Origin of the sequence: Pseudonocardia sp. Ae505_Ps2 (assembly GCF_001932425.1) — a bacterium.
Classification (GTDB): domain Bacteria; phylum Actinomycetota; class Actinomycetes; order Mycobacteriales; family Pseudonocardiaceae; genus Pseudonocardia.
Window position 1 is genome coordinate 5,001,726 of sequence record NZ_MCIP01000001.1, and the last position, 22,204, is coordinate 5,023,929.

Annotated in this window: 19 protein-coding genes and 2 pseudogenes; 11 read left to right on the forward strand and 10 right to left on the reverse strand. The window is 72.9% G+C overall.

Annotated elements, in window-relative coordinates; translation table 11 throughout:
* Window positions 1-206: 206 nt before the first annotated feature.
* The 4 genes and pseudogenes from carA to pyrR form a co-directional block, all read right to left on the reverse strand.
* Window positions 207-1,307, reverse strand: a pseudogene (carA, locus tag Ae505Ps2_RS33680) (glutamine-hydrolyzing carbamoyl-phosphate synthase small subunit); the annotation flags it as partial.
* A complete protein-coding gene (locus Ae505Ps2_RS32765) occupies window positions 1,304-2,596 on the reverse strand; it encodes a dihydroorotase (protein ID WP_075306088.1) in 1,293 nt (430 codons plus the stop codon). The pseudogene carA and the gene Ae505Ps2_RS32765, both read right to left, overlap by 4 nt.
* Window positions 2,593-3,537 (reverse strand): aspartate carbamoyltransferase catalytic subunit, encoded by a 945-nt coding sequence (locus Ae505Ps2_RS23440; protein ID WP_075306086.1) that lies wholly within the window; start codon window positions 3,535-3,537, stop codon window positions 2,593-2,595. The genes Ae505Ps2_RS32765 and Ae505Ps2_RS23440 overlap by 4 nt, the downstream gene beginning before the upstream one ends.
* Window positions 3,534-4,118 carry a bifunctional pyr operon transcriptional regulator/uracil phosphoribosyltransferase PyrR gene (gene pyrR, locus Ae505Ps2_RS23445; RefSeq protein WP_075553994.1) on the reverse strand — a complete coding sequence of 195 codons (585 nt, stop codon included), beginning with the start codon at window positions 4,116-4,118 and terminating at the stop codon, window positions 3,534-3,536. Before pyrR ends, Ae505Ps2_RS23440 begins: the two co-directional genes overlap by 4 nt.
* 601 nt (window positions 4,119-4,719) lie before the next feature.
* On the opposite strand from pyrR, the gene Ae505Ps2_RS23450 reads away from it, so the two are divergent.
* Window positions 4,720-5,211, forward strand: a complete 492-nt coding sequence (locus tag Ae505Ps2_RS23450) for a transcriptional regulator (protein WP_020625790.1) — start codon at window positions 4,720-4,722, stop codon at window positions 5,209-5,211.
* A 144-nt stretch (window positions 5,212-5,355) separates the two neighbouring features.
* Here the strand turns inward: Ae505Ps2_RS23450 and Ae505Ps2_RS34060 are convergent, their stop codons facing one another.
* A complete protein-coding gene (locus Ae505Ps2_RS34060) occupies window positions 5,356-6,939 on the reverse strand; it encodes a PucR family transcriptional regulator (protein WP_075311715.1) in 1,584 nt (527 codons plus the stop codon).
* A gap of 298 nt (window positions 6,940-7,237) precedes the next feature.
* On the opposite strand from Ae505Ps2_RS34060, the gene Ae505Ps2_RS23460 reads away from it, so the two are divergent.
* Entirely contained in the window at window positions 7,238-8,743 is a 1,506-nt protein-coding gene (locus Ae505Ps2_RS23460) for a CoA-acylating methylmalonate-semialdehyde dehydrogenase (RefSeq protein ID WP_075553995.1), read from the forward strand.
* Between the two features lie 111 nt (window positions 8,744-8,854).
* Here Ae505Ps2_RS23460 and nusB read toward each other — a convergent pair whose 3' ends face one another.
* Both nusB and efp read right to left on the reverse strand, forming a co-directional pair.
* Window positions 8,855-9,274 (reverse strand): transcription antitermination factor NusB, encoded by a 420-nt coding sequence (gene nusB, locus Ae505Ps2_RS23465; RefSeq protein WP_020625793.1) that lies wholly within the window; start codon window positions 9,272-9,274, stop codon window positions 8,855-8,857.
* A gap of 1 nt (window position 9,275) precedes the next feature.
* Window positions 9,276-9,836 carry an elongation factor P gene (gene efp / locus Ae505Ps2_RS23470; RefSeq protein ID WP_020625794.1) on the reverse strand — a complete coding sequence of 187 codons (561 nt, stop codon included), beginning with the start codon at window positions 9,834-9,836 and terminating at the stop codon, window positions 9,276-9,278.
* Between the two features lie 105 nt (window positions 9,837-9,941).
* Between efp and Ae505Ps2_RS23475 the strand changes: the two genes are divergently transcribed.
* From Ae505Ps2_RS23475 to Ae505Ps2_RS23490, 4 genes are read left to right on the forward strand one after another with little or no spacing between them, the layout of a single operon-like run.
* A complete protein-coding gene (locus Ae505Ps2_RS23475) occupies window positions 9,942-10,607 on the forward strand; it encodes a response regulator transcription factor (protein WP_075306083.1) in 666 nt (221 codons plus the stop codon).
* Window positions 10,594-12,687 (forward strand): histidine kinase, encoded by a 2,094-nt coding sequence (locus Ae505Ps2_RS23480; RefSeq protein WP_075306081.1) that lies wholly within the window; start codon window positions 10,594-10,596, stop codon window positions 12,685-12,687. Before Ae505Ps2_RS23475 ends, Ae505Ps2_RS23480 begins: the two co-directional genes overlap by 14 nt.
* Window positions 12,688-12,716: 29 nt before the next feature.
* Window positions 12,717-13,655 (forward strand): ATP-binding cassette domain-containing protein, encoded by a 939-nt coding sequence (locus Ae505Ps2_RS23485; protein ID WP_075553996.1) that lies wholly within the window; start codon window positions 12,717-12,719, stop codon window positions 13,653-13,655.
* On the forward strand, window positions 13,652-14,857 hold the full coding sequence (locus Ae505Ps2_RS23490) for an ABC transporter permease (RefSeq protein ID WP_075553997.1): 1,206 nt from the start codon (window positions 13,652-13,654) through the stop codon (window positions 14,855-14,857). The genes Ae505Ps2_RS23485 and Ae505Ps2_RS23490 overlap by 4 nt, the downstream gene beginning before the upstream one ends.
* Here Ae505Ps2_RS23490 and Ae505Ps2_RS23495 read toward each other — a convergent pair.
* Window positions 14,844-15,923, reverse strand: coding sequence for a Xaa-Pro peptidase family protein (locus Ae505Ps2_RS23495; RefSeq protein ID WP_075306075.1), 1,080 nt, complete (start codon window positions 15,921-15,923; stop codon window positions 14,844-14,846). The genes Ae505Ps2_RS23490 and Ae505Ps2_RS23495 overlap by 14 nt on opposite strands.
* Before the next feature lie 30 nt (window positions 15,924-15,953).
* On the opposite strand from Ae505Ps2_RS23495, the gene Ae505Ps2_RS23500 reads away from it, so the two are divergent.
* Complete coding sequence (locus Ae505Ps2_RS23500; RefSeq protein ID WP_075306073.1) at window positions 15,954-16,670, forward strand: MBL fold metallo-hydrolase; 717 nt, start codon at window positions 15,954-15,956, stop codon at window positions 16,668-16,670.
* Between the two features lie 61 nt (window positions 16,671-16,731).
* On the opposite strand, the gene Ae505Ps2_RS23505 is transcribed toward Ae505Ps2_RS23500, so the two are convergent.
* On the reverse strand, window positions 16,732-17,058 hold the full coding sequence (locus Ae505Ps2_RS23505) for a helix-turn-helix domain-containing protein (RefSeq protein WP_075311713.1): 327 nt from the start codon (window positions 17,056-17,058) through the stop codon (window positions 16,732-16,734).
* 360 nt (window positions 17,059-17,418) lie between these two features.
* On the opposite strand from Ae505Ps2_RS23505, the gene Ae505Ps2_RS23510 reads away from it, so the two are divergent.
* The 4 genes from Ae505Ps2_RS23510 (at window position 17,419) to Ae505Ps2_RS23525 (ending at window position 21,099) form a co-directional block, all read left to right on the forward strand.
* A complete protein-coding gene (locus Ae505Ps2_RS23510; RefSeq protein ID WP_139318707.1) occupies window positions 17,419-18,534 on the forward strand; it encodes a PHB depolymerase family esterase in 1,116 nt (371 codons plus the stop codon).
* A 50-nt stretch (window positions 18,535-18,584) separates the two neighbouring features.
* Window positions 18,585-19,187 (forward strand): TetR/AcrR family transcriptional regulator, encoded by a 603-nt coding sequence (locus Ae505Ps2_RS23515; RefSeq protein WP_075306069.1) that lies wholly within the window; start codon window positions 18,585-18,587, stop codon window positions 19,185-19,187.
* A 143-nt stretch (window positions 19,188-19,330) separates the two neighbouring features.
* Complete coding sequence (locus Ae505Ps2_RS23520) at window positions 19,331-19,738, forward strand: Rid family hydrolase (RefSeq protein ID WP_020624299.1); 408 nt, start codon at window positions 19,331-19,333, stop codon at window positions 19,736-19,738.
* A 131-nt stretch (window positions 19,739-19,869) separates the two neighbouring features.
* Window positions 19,870-21,099 carry an MFS transporter gene (locus Ae505Ps2_RS23525; RefSeq protein ID WP_084786524.1) on the forward strand — a complete coding sequence of 410 codons (1,230 nt, stop codon included), beginning with the start codon at window positions 19,870-19,872 and terminating at the stop codon, window positions 21,097-21,099.
* Window positions 21,100-21,967: 868 nt separating this feature from the next.
* Here Ae505Ps2_RS23525 and Ae505Ps2_RS23530 read toward each other — a convergent pair.
* A pseudogene (locus tag Ae505Ps2_RS23530) lies at window positions 21,968-22,204 on the reverse strand (IS30 family transposase); the annotation flags it as partial.

Here is a 22,204-nt window from a genome sequence, read left to right on the forward strand (position 1 = left end):
CGCAGGTCGACCGACGGGGCCGCGGTCGCCGACGGCGGCGTGGCCGGGTCGGGCTGGGCGGTCATCCCCGGCGCGGGCGCCGGCTCGGGCTCCGGCTCGGAGTCGGACACGGACTCGGACACGGGGTCGGACTCGGGCTGCGGGTACGGCGCGGGCGCGGTGCCCTCGGGCCGCTGCCCGGCGACGCCGGCGTAGCCGACCGGGTGCTCGGTCATGAGCGCGACGAACCGGTCGAACAGGTCCGCGGCGTCGTGCGGGCCCGCGGCGGCCTCGGGGTGGTACTGCACGGAGAAGGCGGGGAAGTCCAGCCCGGTCATGCCCTCGACGGTGTCGTCGTTGGGGCAGTAGTGGCTGATCTGCGCCCGGCCGTAGGGGGTGTCGAACTCCTCCCCCGGCGACCCGGCGACCGCGAACCCGTGGTTCTGCGAGGTGATCGCGATCCGCCCGGTGGCGTGCTCGACGACCGGGATGTTCACGCCGCGGTGGCCGTAGCGGAGCTTGTAGGTCTCGCGTCCCAGCGCGCGCCCCAGGATCTGGTTGCCGAAGCAGATGCCGAACAGCGGGATCCGGCGCTCCAGCACCTGCCGGGCCAGCGCGACCGGACCGTCCGCGGTGGCCGGGTCACCGGGGCCGTTGGCCAGGAAGAAGCCGTCCGGACGCAGCGACTCGACCGTCTCGATGGTGCTCGAGGCGGGCAGCACGTGCACCTCGATGCCGCGGGCGGCCATCATCCGCGGGGTGTTGAACTTGATGCCGACGTCGAGGGCGGCGACGACGAAGCGCCGCTCCCCCACCGCGGGCACCACGTAGGTCTCGGCGGTGGTCACGGCGCCGTAGAGGTCGGCGCCCTCCATCGGCGGGGACTGCCGCACCCGCTCGACGAGCTCGTCGTCCGGGGCGATCGCGTCGCCGGAGAAGATCCCGGCCCGCATGGCGCCGCGCTCACGCAGGTGGCGCACCGCGGCGCGGGTGTCGATCCCGGCGACGCCGACGACCCCCTGGGTGCGCAGCGCGTCCTCCAGGGTGCCGGTGGCCCGCCAGTTCGACGGCCGCCGGGCCGGGTCGCGCACGACGTAGCCGGCGACCTGGATGCCGGAGGACTCGTCGTCCTCGTCGTTCCAGCCGGTGTTGCCGATCTGCGGTGCGGTCTGCAGCACGATCTGTCGGTGGTACGACGGGTCGGTGAGGGTCTCCTGGTAGCCGGTCATGGCCGTGGTGAACACGGCCTCACCCAGGGTCTGCCCGGTGGCGCCGTAGGCCTCACCGCGGAAGATCCGCCCGTCCTCGAGAACCAAAAGCGCGGTCACTGCACAACCTTCCCGTCCTGCGCGGTGATGCGTCCCCGCAGCACCGTCGCGACCACCGTTCCGGGCAGCCGCATTCCCTCGTACGGCGTGTTCGCCGCCTTGCTCGCCAGCTCCGCTCCACGGACCGTCCAGACCCCGTCCGGGTCGACCAGCGCGAAGGTCGCCGGCTCCCCCTCCGCGATCGGACGGCCCTGGTCGGGCAGGTTCCCGATCTCCGCGGGGCGCTCCGAGAGCACCCGCGCGACGCCGTGCCAGTCCAGCAGGCCCGGCTCCACCATCGTCTCGACCAGCACCGACAGCGCGGTCTGCAGGCCGAGCATGCCCGGTTTCGCCGCCTGCCACTCGGTGTCCTTGTACTGCGCGGCGTGCGGGGCGTGGTCGGTCGCGACGACGTCGATCACGCCCTCGGCCAGTGCCTCGCGCATCGCGCGGGTGTCGTCGGCGGTGCGCAGCGGCGGGTTGACCTTGTTCACCGGGTCGTAGCCGGTCAGCCGGGAGTCGGTGAGCAGCAGGTGGTGCGGGGTGACCTCGGCCGACACCCGCACGCCCTGGGCCTTGGCCGCGCGCAGCACGTCGATCGTGCGGGCGGTGGAGATGTGGCAGACGTGCAGCCGCGCCCCGGCCTCGCGGGCCAGCGCGCAGTCCCGGGCGACGATCGTCTCCTCCGCCGTCGCGGGCCATCCGGCGAGCCCGAGCCGGGCCGCGACGGCGCCCTCGTGCGCCTGGGCGCCGCCGGTCAGGCGGTGGTCCTCGGCGTGCTGGGCGATGACGACGTCGAGCGCGGAGGCGTACTCCAGCGCCCGGCGCATGATCAGCGGGTCGTTCACGCAGCGGCCGTCGTCGGAGAACATCCGCACCGCGGCGCGGGAGGCGGCCATCGTGCCGAGCTCGGCGAGCTTCTCGCCGCCGAGGCCGACGGTGACCGCGCCGACCGGGTGCACGTCGACCAGCCCGATCTCCTCGCCGCGCCGGCGCACGTGCTCGACGACGACGTCGGAGTCGGCGACCGGGGTGGTGTTCGGCATCGCGAACAGGGCGGTGAACCCGCCGAGGGCGGCGGCCCGGCTGCCGGTCTCGATGGTCTCGGACTCCTCGCCGCCGGGCTCGCGCAGGTGCACGTGGAGGTCGACGAAGCCGGGCAGCAGCACGGCGCCGTCGGCGTCGAGGACCTCGGCGCCCTCGGGCGTGGTCAGCCCGGTTCCGATGGTGGCGACGACGCCGTCGGTGACGAGCACGTCGACCGGGTCCCCGCCGTAGGGCCGGGTGTTGCGGATCAGCAGGTCGGTCATTCGGGAGCTCCGGCGAGAAGGTGGTAGAGGACGGCCATCCGCACGTGCACGCCGTTGCGGACCTGGGCCAGGACGGCGGCGTTGGGGGCGTCGGCGACCGCGGGGGCGATCTCCATGCCGCGGATCATCGGGCCGGGGTGCAGGACGACCGCGTGGTCGGGCAGGAGCTTCGCGCGGTCCTCGGACAGCCCGAAGCGCACCGCGTACTCGCGCGCGGAGGGAAAGAAGCCGCCGTGCATCCGCTCGGACTGCACGCGCAGCATCATGACGGCGTCGAGCGCGGGCAGCTCGGCGTCGAGGGAGTGCGACACCCGGCACGGCCAGGACTCGACGCCGGTGGGCAGCAGCGTCGGCGGCGCGACGAGCACGACCTCGGCGCCGAGGGTCGCGAGCAGCAGCACGTTGGACCGCGCCACCCGCGAGTGCAGGACGTCGCCGACGATCCCGATCCGGCGCCCGGCGATGCCGCCGAGCCGGTCGCGCAGGGTCGCGGCGTCGAGCAGCGCCTGGGTGGGGTGCTCGTGGGTGCCGTCGCCGGCGTTCACGATCGCGGTGGGCGTGCCGGTGACCTCGCGGTCGGCATCGACCCAGTGCGCCAGCCGGTGCGCCGACCCCGACGCGGGGTGGCGCACGATCACGCAGTCCGCCCCCATCGACGACAGCGTCAGCGCGGTGTCGCGCAGCGACTCGCCCTTCGACACCGACGAGCCCGACGCCGACACGTTCACGGTGTCGGCGCTCATCCACTTGCCGGCGATCTCGAACGACACCCGGGTGCGGGTGGAGTTCTCGTAGAACATCGTGATGACCGTGCGGCCGCGCAGCGTCGGCAGCTTGCGCACCTCACGGCCGAGCAGCGCCTGACGCAGCCGGTCGGAGGTGTCGAGCAGCGCGGTGGCCTCGGCGGCGTCGAGGTCGGCGACCGAGAGCAGGTGCCTCACCTGTCCCCCTCTCCCTGGGTGATCCAGACGCCGTCGCCGCCGTCGATCTCGGTCAGCGAGACCAGGATCTGCTCCGAGCGCGACGTCGGGACGTTCTTGCCGACGTAGTCGGCGCGGATCGGGAGCTCCCGGTGGCCGCGGTCGATCAGCACGGCGAGCTGCACCGCGCGCGGGCGGCCCTCGTCGCGCAGGGCGTCGAGCGCGGCGCGGGTGGTGCGCCCGGACATGAGGACGTCGTCGACGAGTACGACGAGCCGGTCGTCGACACCGCCCTCGGGCACCGCGGTGGACTCCAGCGCACGGGCCGGGCCGCGGCGCAGGTCGTCGCGGTAGAGGGTGGCGTCGACCGAGCCGACCGCCGGTGCGGCGCCGGCGAAGTCGGTGATCGCGGCGGCGAGCCGGTGGGCCAGGTGCACGCCGCGGGTGGGGACGCCCATCAGCACGAGCCCGTCGGGGGCCTCGGCGCTGAACGCGGTCTTCTCGATGATCTGGCGCGCGACGGTGCGGGTGACGTCGGCGGCGGACAGCAGTTCCCGTGCGGGCTGCTGCGCGTCGGCGTCCCCGCGGCGGTTCTGCGCCACGAGGTGGTCTCCTTCCCCGCCTCACCGGACGGGTCTTAAAGGACGGTCGTGCAAGAGCTGTGCGTCAACCTATCAACCCGGCAGGTGCCGCGCGGGTCGGCCGCAGCGCGTCACAACGCGAGCCGCGCCACAACGGCACCACTCGTTTGAGGTCACGTTCCTGTCACGATGCGCGATGATCGACGGCCGGGCCGGACGGGACTTGCGATACCCGGTTCCGCCCAGGCGCACCCACAGGGGCGGGTGGCGGAGTCGGCGCCCGTACCCTGCGCTACCGCTGTCGAGGGACACGGACTGCCCCGTTCGTGTGGGAAACCGCTCGTCAACCCCCCGAGCAGGGGGTCGAGCTTGACCACGCCGGACCGGACCCGGAGGATTACTCTCCGTATCAATCAGCAATCACTCAGCATCAATCAGCACGCGTGCAGCAGCGCCGCGACGCACGGGACGGCCGGGAGGCCGGCCCCCCGCCGGAGCTGCCGCCCCGAACGGGACCACCCACAGGGGCGATGACGCGGCAGGCGCGACCACGCCACCGGTGCACCGCCGGTGACCGCCGGTCCGTCCTCACCGGCACGGACCGTCAGGAACGAGGAGATCGATGGGCGACTACGCCAAGGCGCTCGGGGGCAAGCTCCGGGCGATCAGGCAGCAACAGGGGCTCTCCCTGCACGGCGTCGAGCAGAAGTCGGGCGGACGCTGGAAGGCGGTCGTCGTGGGCTCCTACGAGCGCGGGGACCGTGCGGTCACCGTGCAGAAGCTGGCCGAGCTGGCCGACTTCTACGGCGTCCCGGTGGCCGAGCTGCTCCCCGAGGGCCGCATCCCGTCCGGCAGCGAGCCCGCCACGAAGATCGTGATCAACCTGGAGCGGCTGCAGCAGCTGCCCGCGGACAAGGTGGGTCCGCTGGCCCGCTACGCCGCGGCCATCCAGAGCCAGCGCGGCGACTACAACGGCAAGGTGCTCTCGATCCGCGCCGAGGACCTGCGGTCGCTCGCGATCATCTACGACATGTCCCCCGGCGAGCTGACCGACCAGCTGATCGACTGGGGTGTCCTGCCTCCCGAGGCACGCCCCGGACAGCACGTGGGATGATCTGCCCCGCCGGCCGCGTCCCAGGGGAAGGGTGACGCGACCGGCACGACGGCGGCCGGGGTTTTCGCACAGTCCCCCGGCCGCCGTCCTCGTCCCGCGGTGCCCGGCCACCGCGCGCGGGGCCGGTGTGCCGCGCGGCGCACCTCACGGTGGGGTCGGCGCCGGCTGGTCACCGGTCGCGGCCCGGTGCGCCAGCATCGCCAGGTGCAGTCCGGTACGGACCTCCGCGTCACCGAGGTCCGCGCCGAGCACACGACGCAGCGTGTCGAGCCGCGCGTAGGCCCCGGCCCGGCTCAGGTGCAGCGAGCGGGCGAACACCGCCATCACCCCGTTGCAGTCCAGGTAGGACTCGAGCATGCGCAGCGTGTCCTCACGTCGTCCGTGGGGAAGCGCGAGGACCCGTCCGAGCTGTTCGTCGACGAAGGCGTGCAGTCGTACCTCGCCGCGCAGCTGCCACAGCAGCCTGCGGACACCGAGGTGCCGCCCGCGCGACACCCGGACCGCCTCACCGGGCCGCGTGGGCCGGGCGATCCCGGCGATCTGTTCGGCCTCGGTCAGGGCCTCGGCCAGCTCCCGCCATCGTCGCACCGGGGGCCCGAGCGCCAGGACGGCCACCGCACCCGCCCCGAGCTCGCTCGCCAACCGGTCGTCGACCCCGTCGCCCCCGTCGAGCAGAGCCACGACCAGGTTGCGGCGGACCCGTCCGACCAGGGCCGTTCGTTGGATGCGGTGCACCGCCGCGCCGAACTGCTCGACGAGCTCGGCATCGGGCCCGCCGTCCCCGCCACGCCCGCGGGCCATCAGCACCGCGATCTCCCCGGCCGGGCTGAAGCCGAGGGCCTGTGCCCTGGCCCCGACGGCCGCCTCGTCGCCGCCGTGTCCGCCGATGACGTCCCGGATCAGCCGCTCGACGGCCATCACCTCGAGCTCCTCGGCAGGCCCGCCCACCAGACGGGTGATCGTCACCGCCTCGGCCGCCCGTTCGAGGACCAGTGCCACGTCCTCGGCCTCGAACTGGTCGACCCGGGTGGGCACCACCAGACGTCCCCACCGGGCGCGGCGGAGCCCGACCGGGATGGCCATCCACCGTTCCGGCCCGCCCCGGATCGTGTCCGCCGCCGGCGGGACCTGCCGTGAGCGCGCCGTCCAGTCGCGCAGGATGTCCTCCGGTGCGGATGCGCCCGCGAACCCGATGACCCGGTGGGAGAGGTCCTCCAGCACGACCGCCCGGTCGACCAGCTCCGCGCAGCGAGCCAGGATCACCTCGACGGGGGCGCCCTCGACCCCCAGCGGTCCGAGCACCCGGTGTGCCCGGCGCGTCAGGTCCAGACGTGCGAACTGCTCGTGCATGACGCGGCCGTGCACGGCTTCGGTGATCTCCACGAAACGCACCGTCGACCGCAGCTCGACCAGGGGGAACCCCACGGAGCGGGCGTACTGCACCAGTTCCTCGGGCAGCCGCTCCACGTGCCGGCCCAGTTCCACCACCAGACCGACCGCCCCGCTGGCGCGCAACGAGTCGAGGTACCGGACGAGGTCGGTGCCCGCTTCGGACAGCACCACCCCGATCTGCAGGACCAGCTCGCCGCCGGTCAACGTTCCCGCCACGTCGGGGAGTTCGCTCACGTGCACCCAGCGCACCTCCGCCCCGAGAGCGGCCGAGCCGGCGCGCACGCGCGGCCGGCCCCGGAGCACCGAGGGGAGCTCCAGCACCTCCCGGAGGGACATCCGCACCGCCCCAACCTAGCCGGACCCCGACACAGTGACCATTCTTCGGCAGATCTGCCGACACAGTGACGGTCGTGGCACGACCGGTCCGGACACCACGATCCGTACGGCCCGCCGCGGTGGGCAACAGCGAACGGGGCCGAGCGACTCGCCCCGACGACCGCGGTGACGTCGTGCAGGTCGCTCTCCGGCTCGTCTGCGGGTAGACCGAGTCCGACGAGATGGAGCGGATCCGACGGCGGACCACCGGCGACGCCGCGTCCGTCGTCCGACCACGGCCCCGACACGGAAGAGGATCATGACGAGCACGCTGCAGAAGACGCTCCACCACTGGGTCGCGGGCACGCGGGTCGAGGGCAGCTCCGGGCGGCCCTGCGAGGTCACCGACCCCGCCACCGGCGAGGTCACCGCGCACCTGCCCCTCGCGAGCGCCGACGAGGCCGCCGCGGTGATCGCCGCGGCGAAGGCCGCGTTCCCCGCCTGGCGCGACACCAGCCTCGCCAAGCGCACCCAGATCATGTTCCGCTTCCGCGAGCTGCTCGACGCCCGTGCCCCGGAGCTGGCCGCACTCATCACCGCCGAACACGGCAAGGTCCTCTCCGACGCCGCCGGCGAGGTCGCCCGCGGCCAGGAGGTCGTCGAGTTCGCCTGCGGCATGCCGCACCTGCTCAAGGGCTCGGCGACCGAGAACGCCTCCACCGGCGTCGACGTCCACTCGATCCGCCAGCCACTCGGCGTCGTCGGGATCATCAGCCCGTTCAACTTCCCGGCGATGGTCCCGATGTGGTTCTTCCCCATCGCGATCGCCACCGGCAACACCGTGGTGCTCAAGCCGTCGGAGAAGGTGCCCTCCGCGGCGCTCTGGCTCGCCGAGCTCTGGTCGGAAGCCGGCCTGCCCGACGGCGTGTTCAACGTCCTGCACGGCGACAGGACCGCCGTCGACACCCTGCTGACCAGCTCGGACGTCAAGTCGATCAGCTTCGTCGGCTCCACCCCGGTCGCCCGCCACGTCTACGAGACCGGCACCGCCCACGGCAAGCGCGTCCAGGCACTCGGCGGGGCGAAGAACCACATGGTCGTGCTGCCCGACGCCGACCTCGACCTCGCCGCCGACCAGGCCGTCAACGCCGGGTTCGGCTCCGCCGGCGAACGCTGCATGGCCGTGTCCGCGCTGGTGGCCGTCGGCGACGTCGCCGACACCCTCGTCGCGAAGATCGCCGACCGCGCCCGCAACCTGCGCACCGGTGACGGCCGCCGCTCCTGCGACATGGGGCCGCTCGTGACCCGGGCGGCCCAGGAGCGGGTGTCGGGCTACATCGACGCCGGCGAGTCCGAGGGCGCCACCGTCGTCGTCGACGGCAGGCAGGGCGAGTTCGACGCCGACGGGTCCGGCTTCTTCGTCGGCCCCACCCTGCTCGACCACGTCACCCCCGACATGAGCGTCTACACCGACGAGATCTTCGGCCCGGTGCTGTCGGTGGTGCGCGTCGCGACCTACACCGACGCCGTGGAGCTGATCAACGCCAACCCCTACGGCAACGGCACCGCGATCTTCACCAACGACGGCGGCGCCGCCCGCCGCTTCCAGAACGAGGTCGAGGTCGGCATGATCGGCGTCAACGTCCCGGTCCCCGTCCCGATGGCCTACTACAGCTTCGGCGGCTGGAAGAACTCCCTGTTCGGCGACACCCACGCCCACGGCACCGAGGGCGTGCACTTCTTCACCCGTGCCAAGGTCGTCACCACCCGCTGGCTCGACCCCAGCCACGCGGGGCTGAACCTCGGCTTCCCCACGAACACCTGAGAGGCCCCACCGTGCGGATCGCACCGCGGTCACGCCCGGGTCCCGGGGCGGCGGGGACGCGGCCACCGTCCGCCCGGGACCGCGCGGGCACCGGCACCGAGCGGCCGGGGCCTACAGGGTGGCGCGCAGGTGCTCGGCGATGTCGGAGATCTGGCCCAGCACCCCGTTGACGTAGCGCGGGGAGTCGTCGGTCGACAGCGTCCGGGCCAGCTCGACGGCCTCGGTGATCGCGACCGGGTCGTCGACGTCGTCGACCCACAGCAGCTCGTAGATCCCGAGCCGCAGCAGGCCGCGGTCGACCGCGGGCATCCGGTCGACGTCCCAGCCCTCGGCGTGCTCGGCGATCAGCTGGTCGATCCGCTCCTGGTGGGTGGCGACGCCCTCGACGAGCCGCGCCGCGTAGTCCTGGACGGGCGGCGCGTCGTCGGTCTCGCGGCGCGCGGTGAGCACGGACAGCGCGTCCTCACCGCGGGCCTCGGCCTCGAACAGGATGTCCAGTGCCCGCTTACGGGCCTTGGTGCGTGCGCGCACCTCAGCTCACGCGGCCGAGGTAACGGCCGTCCCGGGTGTCGACCTTGACCTTGGTGCCGCTCTCCAGGAACAGCGGCACCTGGATCTCGGCGCCGGTCTCCAGTGTCGCGGGCTTGGTGCCGCCGGTGGAGCGGTCGCCCTGCAGGCCCGGGTCGGTGTGGGAGATGACCAGCTCGACCGAGGTCGGGAGCTCGACGAACAGCGGCTCCCCCTCGTGCAGCGACACCTGGGCGGTGGCGTTCTCCAGCAGGTAGCGCGCTGCGTCGCCGACCGCCTTCTCCGGGATCGGGATCTGGTCGAAGGTGTCGGCGTCCATGAAGACGAAGTCGGTGCCCTCGCGGTACAGGTAGGTCATGTCGCGGCGGTCCACCGTCGCGGTGTCGACCTTGGTGCCCGCGTTGAAGGTCCGGTCCACGACCTTCCCGGACATCACGTTCTTCAGCGTGGTGCGAACGAACGCACCGCCCTTGCCGGGCTTGACGTGCTGGAACGCCGTCACGGTCCACAGCTGGCCCTCGATGTTCAGGACCAGGCCGTTCTTCAGGTCGTTCGTGGTCGCCACGTGCGCGCTCTCCTGCTCGGATCTCGGATTCGTGCGTCGGTCAGGGTACCGCCACCGGGTTCACCGGCCCGCCCGAGGGGCGGGCGACCTGCCAGGATGGGCGCCATGACGGTGCGGGTGGTGGTGGCCGACGACCAGGCCGTGGTGCGGGCGGGGCTGCGGACGGTGCTGGCGGCGGCACCGGACATCGACGTCGTCGGGGAGGCAGGGGACGGTGCGGAGGCCGCCGAGCTGGCCGAGACCCTGCGTCCGGACGTCGTCCTGATGGACGTCCGGATGCCCGGCACCGACGGCATCGAGGGGACCCGGCGGATCCGGGCGTTGCGCGACCCCGGCATCCGCGTGCTGGTGGTGACGACCTTCGACCTGGACCGCCACGTCTACGACGCGCTGCGGGCCGGCGCGTCCGGCTTCGTACTGAAGGACGTCGAGCCGGAGGACCTGCAGGTCGCGGTGCGCACCGTGCACGCAGGCCATGAGCTGTTCGCGCCGTCGGTCACGCGGCGGCTCGTCGGCTCGTTCGTCCCGACCGACCCGCCCGCGCAGGCCGGACCCGCCGCCGCGCTGACCGAGCGGGAGCGGGAGGTGCTCGGGCTGGTCGCCGCCGGGCTGTCCAACGCCGAGATCGCCGACCGGCTGGTGCTCGGCGGGACGACGGTCAAGACCCACGTGTCGAACCTGCTCACCAAGCTGGGGCTGCGCGACCGGGTCCAGCTCGTGGTGTTCGCCTACGAGCACGGGCTGGTGGGGGCCGCCGGTGCCGACGGCTGAGCCCGGCGCGGACGCTCCCCCGGCACCGCTGCCCGGCAGCCGAGCCGGGGACATCGCGCTCGCGGTGCTGGCGCTGATCCTCGCCGCCCAGGAGATGGTGACGGCCCTGGTCGTCAACACCTACGGCTACGTCCACCGGCTGCCGCTGCCGCTGGAGGTGGCCCTGGCGGTCGGGCTGAGTCTGGCGGCGGCCGCGGCGATGCTGCTGCGCCGCCGGCGGCCGCGGTGTGCCTATCTGGTCCTGGCCGTGATCTCCGCCCCGGGGATCGCGTTCCTCGGCGGGGCCGCGGCGCTGGTGTGGCCGCTGCTCGCGTTCTCCGTCGCACGGGCGCCGCAGCGCGGACCGGTCGGCGCTGCGGCGTGGGTGGCCCTGCCCTGGCTCGGTTCGCTCGGACTGGCCGGGCTGCTGCGCCTGCTGGTCTCGCCGGACGTGGCGACCGACGCCGGGCTGATCGTCGGCGGCGCGATGGTGGTCATGCCGATGCTGGTGATCGCCACCATCGCGGGGCGCTGGAGCCGGTCCGTGGCGCTGCGCGCCGACCGCGAACGGGCCGAGACCGACCGGCTGCAGCACGGCACCGCGTTGGGCGCCGAGCGGTCCCGGATCGCCGAGGAGATCGGCGGTGGGGTGCTCAGCGGTCTGCGCCGTCTGGTCGCCCAGGCCGGGGCACTGGGCCCCGACGCGACCGAGGCCGACCTGCGGGCCGTGCGGGAACGGGCCCGGTCCGTGCTGGCCGCGATGCGCCGGGTCCTGGGTGTGCTCCGCGCCCCCGCCGCCGAACCGGGACCCGTCGCCGTCCCGGTGCCGGCCCCGGCCGCGCCCGCGCGGTGTCGCCGGGTGCCGCTGCCCGACCGGGCCGGGCTGTGGGCGCTCGTCGCGTTCGTCGTCCCGGCTCTGCTGATCGGTGCGCTCGTCTCCTCGGCGGGCGACGTGGACACCGGGCTGGTGGTCGTCGACGGGTTCCTGCGCCTGCTGCAGCTGCCGTGGGGGAACCCGGCCGCGGCGCTGGTCGTGGCGGTGCAGTTCGCACTCGTCGCGTGGTGGCGGACCGCGCCGGTGCCGGCGCTGCTGCTCGCCGGAGTGGCGTCGTTCGTCGCGACCATGCTCGACGGCTCCAACACGTTCGCCGAGTCCACCTGGATACTCCTGGTGTGGGGCGCGGCGTCGACGGCGCCGGTCGTGACGTCCGCGGTGGCAGTGGCGGTGTCGACGCTGGTCGTCCTCACCGGGGGCACCCTCGCGGGGGTGTGGCACCGGCTCGGGACCCCGGCGTCGGTGGTCGTGCTCAGCTTCCTGGCCGTGGTGCCGCTGTGGGCGGCCGGGGTCGCGGTCCGCCACCACCGGCTCGACACCGCGACCCGGCGACGCGCGCTCACCGAGGCCGGGGTGCGCGAGGCGCTCACCCGCGAACGCCTGCGGGTGGCCCGCGACCTGCACGACGTCGTCGCCCACCACGTCTCCGCGGTGGCGGTGCAGGCCGGGGCGGCGCGGCTCGCCGCCGACCCGGCGGCCCGCGCCGAGGCGCTCGGGCACATCGCGGACTCGGTCCGCCGGGTCGCCGAGGCGCTGCCCGCCCTCGCCGATCTGGGGCCGGACCCGGACGGCGCGGACCTGTCCCCCGCCGCGTTGGAGGCCCTGGTCGCGCCGTCACGCGCGGCAGGGCTGCCGGTCGCGGTGACCGTCGAGGGCTCCCCCACGGCGACGCCCGGCGAGGCCGAGCTGTTCGCGCGGCGCATCGTCACCGAGGCACTGACCAACACCCTGCGCCACGCCGGGCCCACCCCCACCCGGGTGCGGGTCGTCCACGGCGGCGCCGCCGAGCCGCTCGTCGTGGAGGTCGACGACGACGGCCCGGTGCCCGGCCACCGGCCCGACGACACCGGCTCCCGCCTGGGCCTGCTCGGGATGCGGGAACGGGTCGCGCTGGTCGGCGGCGAGCTGTACACCGGCCCCGGCGACGGGCAGGGGTGGACGGTCCGCGCGGTGCTGCCCCGCAGCCCGCTCGTCCGCGAGGACGACCCCGCCGCGGCACCGATCTCGTCCTTCGCGCCGATCCGCGAGGGCACCCCCGGCTCGTAGCGTCGGTCCCCACAGCGGGGGAGGGACCGATGACCACACAGCAGCAGCAGCTCCGGGCCGGGCCGGTGGCGGACACCGGCGCCACACTCGAGATCGACGCGCTGACCAAGCGCTACGGCGGCACCGTCGCCCTGGACGGGGTGAGCTTCGACGTCCGCCCGGGCGAGATCTTCGGCTTCGTCGGCTCCAACGGCGCCGGGAAGACGACGACGATGCGGATCGCCCTGGGCGTGCTGGCGGCGGACTCCGGACAGGTCCGTCTCGGTGGGCGCCCGATCGACCTCGACGTCCGCCGCACGATCGGCTACATGCCCGAGGAGCGCGGGCTGTACCCGAAGATGAAGGTCGGTGAGCAGCTCGCCTACCTGGCCGAGCTGCACGGCGTCGACCGGGTCGCTGCGCGCCGGGCGGTGCTGCGCTGGGCCGAGCAGCTCGGCGTCGACCACCGGCTCGACGACACCGTCGACGCGCTCAGCCTGGGCAACCAGCAGCGCGTCCAGCTGGCCGCGGCACTCGTGCACGACCCGGCCGTGCTGGTGCTCGACGAACCGTTCTCCGGGCTGGACCCGGTCGCCGTCGACGTGATGAGCGAGGTGCTGCGGCAGAAGGCCCGCGCCGGGGTGCCGGTGCTGTTCTCCAGCCACCAGCTCGACCTGGTGCAGCGGCTCTGCGACCGGGTCGGGATCCTCGTGGCCGGCCGGATGCGGACCGTCGGCACCGTCGGTGAGGTCCGCCGCGGTGGCGGCACCCGGCTGGAGGTGCGCGCCCCCGCCGCCGGACCCGGCTGGGCACACGGGCTGACCGGGGTCACCGTGCTCGCCGAGGAGCGCGGCCGCACCGTGCTGGCGCTCGGCGACGGCGTCGACGACCAGCGGGTCCTCGACGCCGCCCTGTCCACCGGACCGGTGCACGGCTTCACCGTCACCACCCCGTCGCTGACCGATCTGTACCGGGAAGTCGTCGCATGAGCGCCCCGTCCACCACCCTGCCGGCGCGGCGCGCCATCGCGCTGGTCGCTCGTCGCGAGTTCCGCGTGCAGGTGCACAAACGCAGCTTCTGGGTCAGCAACGCGATCATGCTCCTGCTCATCGCGGGCAGCATGATCGCCTTCTCGCTGTTCGGCACGGGCGACGACCGGCCCTCGGTCGGCGTCGCCGGTGACCCGGCACTGGCCGCGGCCGTCACCTCCGCCGCGGAGCGGCTCGGGTCACCCGTCGACGTCCGGGAGATCGCCTCCGCCGGCGACGGCCGGGCCGCCGTCGCCGCCGGGGACCTCGACGTCGCCCTGCTCGGCGACGAATCAGGGCCGGGCGCGACGGCCGTCGTCGACTCCGAGCTCGCCCCGACGACCCGGGCCGTCCTCGACGCGGCACTGGCCGACCGGGCCACCGGCGTCGGGCTCGCCGTGGTGGGCGTGACCTCGTCCCAGCTGGCCGCCGCGACCCCGCCCGCCAGGCTGACCGTCGACGCACTCGACCCCACCGACCCGGAGGCCGGGCAGCGGTCGGCACTGTCGTTCGCGGTGCTGATCGTGATGTTCATGCAGATCGTCGGTTTCGGGCTGACCGTCGCGATGGGCGTGGTCGAGGAGAAGTCCAGCCGGGTGGTGGAGCTGCTGCTGTCCACGATCCGCCCGCTGGACCTGCTCTGGGGCAAGGTAGTGGGAATCGGCGCGGTCGGGCTGGTCCAGCTGCTGCTCTACGGCGTCGTCGGGATCGCGACCGGGCTCGCCACCGGGCTGCTGACGATCACCGGTACCGCGGTCGGGGTGTTCGGCGCGGCGCTGGCCTGGTTCGTGCTCGGCTACGCCTTCTTCGCCGTCCTCTACGCCGCAGCCGGGTCGCTGGTGTCGCGCCAGGAGGACGTCAACTCGACGACCGGGCCGCTGATGATGCTGATGTTCGCGATGTACGGCGCCTCGTTCTGGTACCTCGGCTCGCCGGACGCGACGGCGCTGCAGGTCCTGTCGTGGATCCCGCCGTTCCCGGCGATGCTCATGCCGCTGATGGTCGCCCAGGGCACCGTCTCGGCCTGGCACGTGGCCGGCTCGGCGCTGGTCATGATCGTCGCCGTGGCGTTGCTGGCCCGCGCCGGGGCCCGCGTGTACGAGCGGTCCGTGCTGCGGATCGGGGCGACGGTGCCGTGGCGGGAGGCACTCAGATCTCGATGAGCTCGCGGGGCAGCCCGGTCAGTGCCCTGGCCGGGCCGCCCGCGGCCACGTGCAGGGTGTCCTCGATCCGCACCCCGCCCCGCCCGTCGAGGTAGACGCCCGGCTCGACGGTCACGACGGCGCCGGCGTCGATCCGCCCGGTGGCGGTGGTCGCGAGCCACGGCGGCTCGTGCACCGCGAGCCCGACCCCGTGCCCGAGCCCGTGCGGGAACCGCTCGCTGTGCCCGGCGGCGGTGACGATGTCCCGGGCCGCCGCGTCGACGGCGGCCACCGAGGCACCGTCGACGAGCGCGGCCCGCCCGGCCGCCGCCGCGGCGTCGACCAGGGCGTGCAGCTCACGCTGCCAGTCCGCGGCCGGGCCCAGGCAGAACGTCCGGGTGGTGTCGGAGTGGTAGCCGTCCAGCGCCGCCCCGAAGTCGATCTTGACGAGGTCGCCGCGACGCAGCTCGGTGCCGGTGGGGCGGTGGTGCGGCACCGCGGAGTGCGGGCCCGCGGCGAGGATGGTGTCGAAGGCGGGGCCGTCGGCGCCCAGGCGGCGCATCCGGTCGTCGAGCTCACGCGCGACGTCGGCCTCGGTGCGTCCCGGGCGCAGGCCGCCGTCGTCGAGCAGGCCGCGCAGCGCGGTGTCCGCGAGCGCGCAGGCGGCGGCGATCCGCTCGACCTCGTCGGCGTCCTTGACCGCGCGCAGCCGCCCGACCAGGCCGGGTGCCCGGCGCAGCCGGCGGCCGGGGACGGCGTCGCGCACGGCGGCCAGGCCGTCGACGGTGAGCGTGGCGGAGTCGTAGCCGAGGGTCCGCCCGGCCCGGACGCGGGCTGCGGCAGCCGGGGCGCTCGGCCGCTCGACGAGGATCTCCAGGCCGGGGCACTGCTCGGCGGCCTGGACGCGGTAGCGCCCGTCGGTGCAGAGCAGGTCCTCCCCCGGGTCGGCGGCGATCACCGCGGCGGCGTTGGAGCCGGTGAACCCGGTGAGGTACCGGACGTCGAGCAGCTCGGTGACCAGCAGCGCGTCCAGTCCAGCGGCGGGGAGCAGGGCGCGGAGGGTGTCGCGCCGGGCGGGGTGGGACATGCCACGAACCCTATGTCTAGGGTCGCGGCCATGGGTCTCTACTTCCGCCAGCTGCTGTCGGGCCAGGACTACGCCGTGGGCGACCAGGTGGCCACCCAGATGGTCAACTTCTCGTACCTGATCGGCGACGACGAGACCCGCGAGGCCGTCGTCGTCGACCCGGCCTACTCCCCCGACGAGCTGGTCGCGACCCTCGACGCCGACGGCATGCGCCTGACCGGGGTGCTCGCCACCCACCACCACCCCGACCACGTCGGCGGCACGATGATGGGCTTCGACCTCGTCGGCGTCGCGCAGCTGATCGGGTCGCACCCGGTGCCGATCCACGTGCAGCGCGCCGAGGCCGACTACGTGACCCGGGTGACCGGGCTGTCGGCGACCGACCTGACCCCACACGACCACGACGACGTCGTCGAGGTCGGGAACGTCGCGATCCGGCTGCTGCACACACCCGGCCACACCCCGGGCTCGCAGTGCTTCCTGGTGCCGGACCCGGACGGCGACCGGCTCGTCGCCGGGGACACCCTGTTCCTGCAGGGCTGCGGGCGCACCGACTTCCCGGGCGGCGACACCGCGCAGATGTACCACTCGCTGCAGCAGCTGGCGGGGCTGAAGGGCAACCCGACGGTGTACCCGGGGCACCGCTACTCCCCGGCGTCGCACGCCCCGCTGGCCGAGGTGCAGCGGACGAACACCGTCTACCGGGCGACGTCGGCGGAGCAGTTCGTGGCGGCGTTCGGCTCCTGAGCCAACCCGGCGTCGTGGGCGGTGATCACGGCCCGGACGGCGACCGCCTGCTCACGCTGCCTCAGTGGGTCTCGTCGTAGTCGAGCCGAGACATCTGGACGTGCGACTGGTGCCGCTTGGCCCAGTCGGTGAGCAGCGACAGCGTCCGCGCGAGCTCCCGGGCCGCCTCGGTCAACCGATACTCCGTCCTGGGCGGCACCGTCGCGTACACCGTGCGGGTCAGCAACCCGTCCCGCTCCAGATTCCGCAACGTCAACGTGAGCATCCGCCTGCTGATCCCCGGGATGCCCCGCTCGAGCTCGGTGAACCGCGCGACCTCCTCCGCACCGATGAGCGTGAGCACACCGATCGCCCACTTCCCACTGACCCGGTCCAGCACCTCGTTCAACGGACAGACGTGGTGGACGGCGTCGTGCCCGCCGGTGGGGCGAGGTCGGCCGCCCTCGTCGGAGGTCGACTCCAGGCCACTACTGGCCACCTCTGTCACCGTAGGTGACCGAGCGCGAATCCACAGTCAGCACTCCTGATCTCGCACGTTTCATGGAGCGGCGCGCAGAGATGACGAAGACCAACCTGATCACCTGCGCGTAGCCCCCTGGAGGAGAGCAGCTCTGCCCTCTCCGAGTGAATCGCCGCCACGCCCTGGCCCGTCGTCGTCGCCGCTGACGGGGCTGGCTCGCTCGGGAGGACTCGACATCCCGCGGCAGCGCGGGGCCTCCCGCACACGGAGACCCACTGTCGCAACGAAGTGCCGAGCAACTCAACTGAACATGGCGTCCACCATAAGTTACGCTGTGCCAACTACGGCAATGGCGCTACTGGAGGTCGGTGGATGTCGGGACGTCGGTTCAGGGGACACGCGATCGTGCTGGCGGTCGCGCTCGTCCTGATGACGGTCGCGCCGGGCTTCGCGGCGGCGCTGCCCGGGCCGTCAGGCCCACGGGGCGAAGACCGGAACGAGTCCTACACCAGCGCTGAAGGGGTTCTGCGCTACCAGGTACATCTCCCGCCGCCGCGGCCCGAAGGCTCGACGGGCGCGCCGCCGGCGGTCGTCGTCGCGATCCACGGGTGCGCGATGACCGGCTTCGGGCTCAACTCGATGAAGGACACGACGCGGCTCGACGATCTGGCCGACCGAGAGGGCTTCATCGTCGTCTACCCGACACAGTCCGTGCTGCGGAACCCACAGCTGTGCTGGAACTCGCTGTCGCCCGAACACCAGCACCGCGGTCGTGGTGAGCCGGAGCTGATCGCCGGAGCCGTGCGGCAGGTCGTGGCCACGCACCATGCCGACGGTGACCGCGTCCACGCCCTCGGCGTGTCCTCCGGAGCAGGCACGGCCGTCATCCTCGGCGTGACCTATCCCGACCTGTTCGCGACGGTCACGTCCGTGGCCGGAGGCGAGTACGGGTTCCGGCGCGAGTTCGCCGAGGAGCCCGTCCCGCCGTCACCGGCCGAGACGGCGGTGCCGGCTCGCGCCGAGATGGGGCCACGGGCCCGCCAGGTCCCGCTCCTGGTCGTTCAGGGTGACCAGGACACCACCGTTCCGCCCGTCATGGCGGAGCGACTCGTACAGCAGTGGCTCGCACTCGGCGAACTCATCGAGGGCCGCATCCCGGACGCGTCGACTCCGGTCCGACCCGACACGGCGGTGCACTCCACGCCGCCGGACGGACACGCCTTCGAGACCGACACCTACCGCCGCCCCACCACCCCCGGTCTCGTCGTCCAGCGGGTACTGATCCACGGACAGGGCCACGCATGGTCGGGGCCCCGCAGCACAGGGCTCTTCGTCGACCGGCGCGGCCCCGACCTTGCCGCTGTGATGTGGGATTTCGTGTCGGAGCGCCGGCTCTCGGGGTGACGGTCGAGTGGGCGCGGGTCGATACCGCGCGGCGACGTACCGTCTCGTACATGACCGAGCGACCCCCGCGACGGCGCCTGTCCCGCGAGGCCAGGCAAGCGCAGCTGGTCGCCGTCGCCGAGCGCCTCTTCGCCGATCGGGGCTTCGAGGGCACGAGCATCGAGGACATCGCCCGGGAGGCCGGGGTCAGCCGCACGATCGTCTACGCCCACTACGCCACCAAGGACGACATCTTCGTCGCATGTGTCCGACAGGCCCGCGCCGAACTCGAGGACCGGGTCCGCGAGCCGGAGATCCTCATCGAGGCCGGCGCCGACGCCCGCACCGTGATCACGCGGGCGGGCGAGGTGTTCTTCGGCATCCTCGAGCGCGATCCGCGCCGCTGGATGGTGCTGTTCAACCCCAGCACCGCCTTGTCCCCGGAACTGAACGCACAGCTCACGGAGCTGCGTGAGCAGACCATCACGCGGATCGCGGGGATGGTCCGGCACCTCGGGACCTTCGACGACGAGCGCAGCCTCGCCTTCGCCTACGCCATCAGCGGGGTCGGCGAACAGCTCGGACGCTGGTGGCTCACCCGGCCCGACATCCCCCGCTCCACGGTCGTCGCCTACTACCGCGACTTCATCACCCCCGGCCTGGACCTTCGATGAGCGCACCGCGGCCACGGAGGCCCGGTTCCGGACCGGCGACGACCGACGCCGCCCCCACGCTCGTCGCGCACATCGGTTGACCAGCTCGGCGGAGCCTGAAATCGGACCGCGCGGATCGGCAGACGTGGCTAGGGTCGTCGCCGATGACCACGATCGTGAGGTTGATCCGTTCTGCCCGCCTGTCCGACGTGGCGGAGTACGCCTACGCCGCGACCGCGCCCGCGGACGCACGACTGATCTTCCTGGCGGGTAGCTGCCCCCTCCACGCCGACGGCTCGACCGCGGCGGTCGGGGACGTCGCAGGCCAAGCAGCGCACGCCGTCGAGAACATGAGAACCGCGTTGGCCGAGAGCGGCGCGTCGCTGAGTGACGTCATCAGCACCCGGGTGCTCGTCGCGTCCAGCGAGCAGGCCGATCTCGTGGCCGCCTGGGAAGTGGTCCGTGACGCCTTCGGTGACCACGACCCACCCAGCACCCTCATGGGAGTGACCGTGCTCGGTTATGACGATCAGCTCGTCGAGATCGAAGCGGTCGCCGCGGTGCGCGACTAGTTCCTCCTCCGGCGCCGACGTCCGGGGGTCGGTGGTCGACTGTTCGCGATCGTTGATCGCCTAGTAGTGTGCTTGCTCGAACCCTGAGTGTCCGACGCGTTGCTGTTCGTGACATGGTCAGCAGGCCGACTATGAACGATGCCGACTCCGCAGCCGCCGTGCCGAGGCCCCGGCGCCTGACCGAGGTCTTCACGCTTCGCGAGTTCCGTGCGCTCTGGTCTGCCGAGGTCGTCTCGATCCTGGGCGACCAGCTCGCTCGGGTGGCGTTCTCGGTGCTGGTCTACGAGCGCACCAGCTCAGCGGCCCTGTCGGCGGCGGTGTACGCGTTGACCTTCCTCCCTGCGCTGCTGGGCGGCGCACTGTTGGGCTGGGTCGCCGACCGGTATCCGCGTCGGCGGGTCATGATCGGCAGTCACCTCACCAGAGCGGCGCTCGTCATGCCGATGGCGTGGCCCGGCCTCCCGCTGCCCGTGCTGTGTGCCCTGATCGTGGTCCTGGTGCTGGCAAGTTCACCGCACTCGGCCGCGCAGGGGGCGTTGTTGCCGGAGATCCTGCGCGGTGACCTGCTCGAACGCGGTTACGCCGTCCGTCAGGTGACGGGCCAGCTCGCGCAGGTTGCCGGGTTCGCGACCGGCGGAGCGCTACTGGCCCTGCTGAGTCCGCACGCCGCGCTGGTCATGAACGCGGTGACCTTCGTACTGTCCGCGGCGGTGTTGGCCTACGGGGTCGCACCTCGTCCCGCGCCCGCCCCTGCCGCCGGTGCGGTCCGTTCCTGGTCGGGCGACATCGCTGCCGGAGCGCACACGGTCTTCGCGGACCCCTCGCGTCGCACGCTGGCCGTCGTGGTCTGGCTGGCCGGGACCTACATCGCCCCGGAGGGGGTCGCTGCTCCCTATGCCGCGCAGCTCGGCGCCGGGCCGGTCGCCGTCGGGTTGCTCCTGGCCGCCATCCCGGCCGGCAGTGTCGTGGGGGCGATCGTGTTCACGCGTTGGGTCCCCCAGCGAACCCGGGAACGGTGGATGCTCCCGCTCGCCGTGGCCGCCGGCGTTCCGTTGATGGTGAGCGCGCTCGCACCGTCGGTCGCGGCGATCACCGTGTTGTGGGCACTCAGCGGCGCGGCCGTGGCCGCCGCGCTGATCCAGGCACAGGCCGGTTTCGTACGCCGGACCCCGGCCGAGGCGCGAGGGCGCGCGACCGGCCTCGCGGCCGCGGGGCTGATCGGCGCGCAGGGGCTCGGTCTTCTCGCTGCCGGTCTGCTCGCCGAGTGGTCCTCCCCCGCCGTGGCGGTGGCGGTGACCGCCGCGGTGGCCTCGGCGGGGCTCGCAGCCGTGGCCATGTCGCGGCCCGCGCGAGCACTCTGAGGGGCGGGTCGCCACGGACGACTCACGGCTCCCCGCCACCTCATCGACGTCGCGCGTCGCGCCTTCCCCGGCCGGACGTCGCCGGCGCGTGCTTCAGATCCGTACACGGCTACATGTCACGAGTTGCCTCTTCCCGATCTCGGACGGCAGTACCACGTCACCAGTTCCAGTTGCGCACAGCCATCTCTCCTCTCCGCTCGTGTCCGTCGATCACAACGCTCACCAGTTCCAGTTGCGCATCCCGCATTCCCCTTTCCGACGATCCCCGCCGGCGCCGACAGCCGGATGGCTCGACACCCGCCCCGACTCGGTCACCGTCACCAGTTCCAGTTGCGCATCGCCCACACCTCCCCGCCTGCTTCTTCGACCCGTCGTTGCATCCACGCCTCACCAGTTCCAGTTACGCATGTCGACACCTCCCAGACCATCGTGACCAACACGTCGTCGCATTCACCAGTTCCAGTTGCGCACGCTCGCCACCCACCCCTCATCGCAGACACCGTTCCGCTCGACCACTGCAGTCACCAGTTCCAGTTGCGCATTACGCCCCCTTTTCGATGGAGTGGAGAATCTTTACACCGAACCGCGCTCCGTCACCAGTTCCAGTTACGCACGACTCCCCCTCTCCGGGCAGCCCCTTCTGTCGGGTTACTGCGAACGGCCCAGTCGCCGACCGTCCGCCGACGGCGAGCCGCCGAGGCGCCGAGCCCCGCCTCGCGGCGACCTCGACAGGGTAGGCGAGAAGCATCACCACGTCAGCGCCTTAGTTGATCTTGGCAGGTCGTTCGAGCCCGGGTGGCGCCCAGCAGATCGGTGAGAGCGACACGACTGAGCAGGGATGAAACCGCTGGACGACGTCTAGGCGAATTCAGGCGGTCGAAGCATCTAGCTCAACGAGTTCGGCGAATATCTCGGAGGGCTTCTTCCAGTTGTGGATCTTACGGGGTCGGTCGTTGATATCGCAAGCCACCATCGCCAGATACTTCGGGTCCGAGGTGATTTCCGTGCCTTTCGGGAAGTACTCGCGCACGATGCGGTTGAGGTTCTCGTTGCTGCCGCGTTCCCACGGCGAGTGCGGGTGGGCGAAGTACACCGGCATCGACCC

Excerpts from the sequence above, each read along its gene's own strand:
- Ae505Ps2_RS23525 (WP_084786524.1), top strand. The coding sequence starts at position 19,870 with ATGAACGATGCCGACTCCGCAGCCGCCGTGCCGAGGCCCCGGCGCCTG.
- Ae505Ps2_RS23490 (WP_075553997.1), top strand. The coding sequence starts at position 13,652 with ATGAGCGCCCCGTCCACCACCCTGCCGGCGCGGCGCGCCATCGCGCTG.
- Ae505Ps2_RS23500 (WP_075306073.1), top strand. The coding sequence starts at position 15,954 with ATGGGTCTCTACTTCCGCCAGCTGCTGTCGGGCCAGGACTACGCCGTG.
- Ae505Ps2_RS23460 (WP_075553995.1), top strand. The coding sequence starts at position 7,238 with ATGACGAGCACGCTGCAGAAGACGCTCCACCACTGGGTCGCGGGCACG.
- Ae505Ps2_RS23520 (WP_020624299.1), top strand. The coding sequence starts at position 19,331 with ATGACCACGATCGTGAGGTTGATCCGTTCTGCCCGCCTGTCCGACGTG.
- Ae505Ps2_RS23485 (WP_075553996.1), top strand. The coding sequence starts at position 12,717 with ATGACCACACAGCAGCAGCAGCTCCGGGCCGGGCCGGTGGCGGACACC.
- Ae505Ps2_RS23475 (WP_075306083.1), top strand. The coding sequence starts at position 9,942 with ATGACGGTGCGGGTGGTGGTGGCCGACGACCAGGCCGTGGTGCGGGCG.
- Ae505Ps2_RS23515 (WP_075306069.1), top strand. The coding sequence starts at position 18,585 with ATGACCGAGCGACCCCCGCGACGGCGCCTGTCCCGCGAGGCCAGGCAA.
- Ae505Ps2_RS34060 (WP_075311715.1), bottom strand. The coding sequence starts at position 6,939 with ATGTCCCTCCGGGAGGTGCTGGAGCTCCCCTCGGTGCTCCGGGGCCGG.
- Ae505Ps2_RS32765 (WP_075306088.1), bottom strand. The coding sequence starts at position 2,596 with ATGACCGACCTGCTGATCCGCAACACCCGGCCCTACGGCGGGGACCCG.
- Ae505Ps2_RS23495 (WP_075306075.1), bottom strand. The coding sequence starts at position 15,923 with ATGTCCCACCCCGCCCGGCGCGACACCCTCCGCGCCCTGCTCCCCGCC.
- Ae505Ps2_RS23450 (WP_020625790.1), top strand. The coding sequence starts at position 4,720 with ATGGGCGACTACGCCAAGGCGCTCGGGGGCAAGCTCCGGGCGATCAGG.